The organism is Algoriphagus litoralis, from assembly GCF_003259255.1.
Classification (GTDB): Bacteria; Bacteroidota; Bacteroidia; order Cytophagales; family Cyclobacteriaceae; genus Algoriphagus; species Algoriphagus litoralis.
Window position 1 is genome coordinate 1 of the sequence record NZ_QGOL01000054.1, and the last position, 2,592, is coordinate 2,592.

Here is a 2,592-nt window from a genome sequence, read left to right on the forward strand (position 1 = left end):
GTGACCGCAACTGACGCGACAAGCGCAACTCTTGAGGATACTTCGACCGCGACTGTGACTGCGAACCAGTCCTCAGGCATTGAGCTGACGAAAACTGCAGATGTCGCAACTTACGATCAGGTTGGTGATGTGATTGCTTATACCTTGACTGTAACCAACACGGGTAATGTAACCTTGACTGATGTGACCTTGACGGATCCATTGACCGGATTGAATCAGGCTATCGGTTCGATGGCACCTGCCCAAGTAGGGACTATAACTGAAACTTACACAATTTCGCAAGGAGATATTGATGCAGGTCAAGTGGTGAATGTAGCGACAGTTACCGCGACAGATGCAACGAACGCCAACTTGAGTGACACTGCGACTGCAACCGTGACGGCAGTTCAGAGCCCAGGTATCGCCTTGACGAAAACAGCAGATGTGTCAACTTACGATCAGGTTGGTGATGTGATTACATATACCTTGACCGTAACCAATACAGGCAATGAAACCTTGACCGATGTGACCTTGACGGACCCATTGACAGGCTTGAATCAGGCTATCGGTTCGATGGCACCTGCCCAGGTAGTGATGGTTACAGAAAGTTATACCATTGCTCAAGCTGACATCGATGTAGGCCAAGTGGTGAACGTTGCAACAGTGACCGCAACTGACGCGACAAGTGTAACTATTGAGGATACTGCGACTGCGACCGTGACTGCGAACCAGTCCTCTGGCATTGAGCTGACGAAAACAGCAGATGTCTCAACTTACGATCAGGTTGGGGATGTGATTACCTATACTTTGACTGTAACCAACACGGGTAATGTAACCTTGACTGATGTGACCTTGACTGATCCGTTGACAGGCATGAACCAGACTATCGGTACAATAGCACCTGCCCAGGTAGTGATGGTTACAGAAAGTTATACCATTGCCCAAGCCGATATCGATGCTGGCCAAGTGGTGAATGTCGCGACAGTTACTGCGACAGATGCAACTAAAGCCAACTTGAGCGATACTGCGACTGCGACCGTGACTGCGAACCAGTCCTCAGGAATTGACCTGACGAAAACAGCAGATGTAGCTACTTACGATGCAGTTGGTGATGTGATTACTTATACCTTGACTGTGACCAATACAGGTAATACGACCTTAAGCAATGCCCTCACAACAGATCCATTGTCTGGCTTGGTTGAGAGCTATCCTGTTTTGGTACCAGGTGAAAAAGTAACTTATAAGACTACCTACACGATCACTCAAACTGATTTGGAAGCAGGCAGTGTCACAAATGTTGCATCTGTTGTAGCACAGGATCCATCTGGAAATGATGTAGAAGCTAGTGATGATGCAGTGGTAGTGACAGATGCACAGCCTGCAATTGAAATTGTGAAAACTGCAGATAAGGATGTGGTGATTGCAAGCGGCCAAATAATTAACTATACGCTGACTGTGACCAACACCGGAAATGTTGATTTGATTGATGTACAAGTGACAGATCCTTTGACTGGATTAGATGAGACTATCAAGAGCATTTCTCCGCAGGAATCTGTGGAATTGAATACTACTTATACCATTACGGAAGCTGATGTTGATGCAGGTAATCCTATAGTGAATATTGCCTATGCGTCTGCTCCAAATCCAATAGATACAGATCCGCTTACGGATGAAGATGATGTAATCACTAGAGTAGAATGTAATGGTGAAACTCTTGTAACTGGTCTGATTTTCCAACTTGGTTCTCAACTTGGCTTGGCCAATGTTCCTGTCATTTTGATTCCTAGGGAAAATACCTCTGGTGATACACTGATCAGTTTGACAAATAGTAATGGTAGGTACCAATTTATCGGAATATCAGAAGGAGATTATTTGATAAAAGTATTAGATGAAAACCTTGAGATTCAATACAGTCTCAGACCTGTTAATGGGGATGAAGCCAATATAACAGTACGGGCATGTAGTTACGATCCAGTCAATTTCCGATACACATTTGCTGGATCAGGAACTTCTGTCGGAGCGGACAAAGTATTCTTAAGAGGTTTTGTATGGTATGATATCAATGGTGATGGAATCGAAAATGAATGGTATGATGCCAATGACGATGGTGAAGTTACTCAGACCTTCCTCACTTTCGGACAAGCTGTCAATATCTATAATTGGGAATGGCTAGATCTCAATGGAGATGGAAGTTATGTAGGCCCAGAAAATCGTGGTGAATTGAATAGAGCCGGATTTGGAAATCCTGCTGGCCAAAATATTTCAATCAAAGGACCAGATGGATATGAAGGTATGGAATCCATTAGTCAGTTTGGTTATTGGAAACATGAATTGACCCAGCAATCGCCTTATGGTGAGTACGAAGTTACCTTAGTTCCTGATCCGGTATTTGATGCTCAAGCCTTGGCATTTGGAGCATCTGGACGAGTGAAAGTTCTCCCTGATCCTTCTGGTAGAGTATTGGATTCTCAAGATATCAATGGTTTGGTATGTGAGGTGACGACACCTCTTGTTCAGACAGGATCTGTGACTAGAGAAGACCCAACCAAATTCAATTTTGATTATGGTGTGAGGTGCTTCACTGTTCCCGACAACGTTGATCTGTCAGTAAGC

1 protein-coding gene is annotated in these 2,592 nt (G+C 44.4%); it reads left to right on the plus strand.

The genetic code is table 11. The features are described from left to right. The coding region (locus DK188_RS21320; protein ID WP_157963340.1) for a DUF7507 domain-containing protein at positions 1-2,592 on the plus strand (2,592 nt) is incomplete at both ends.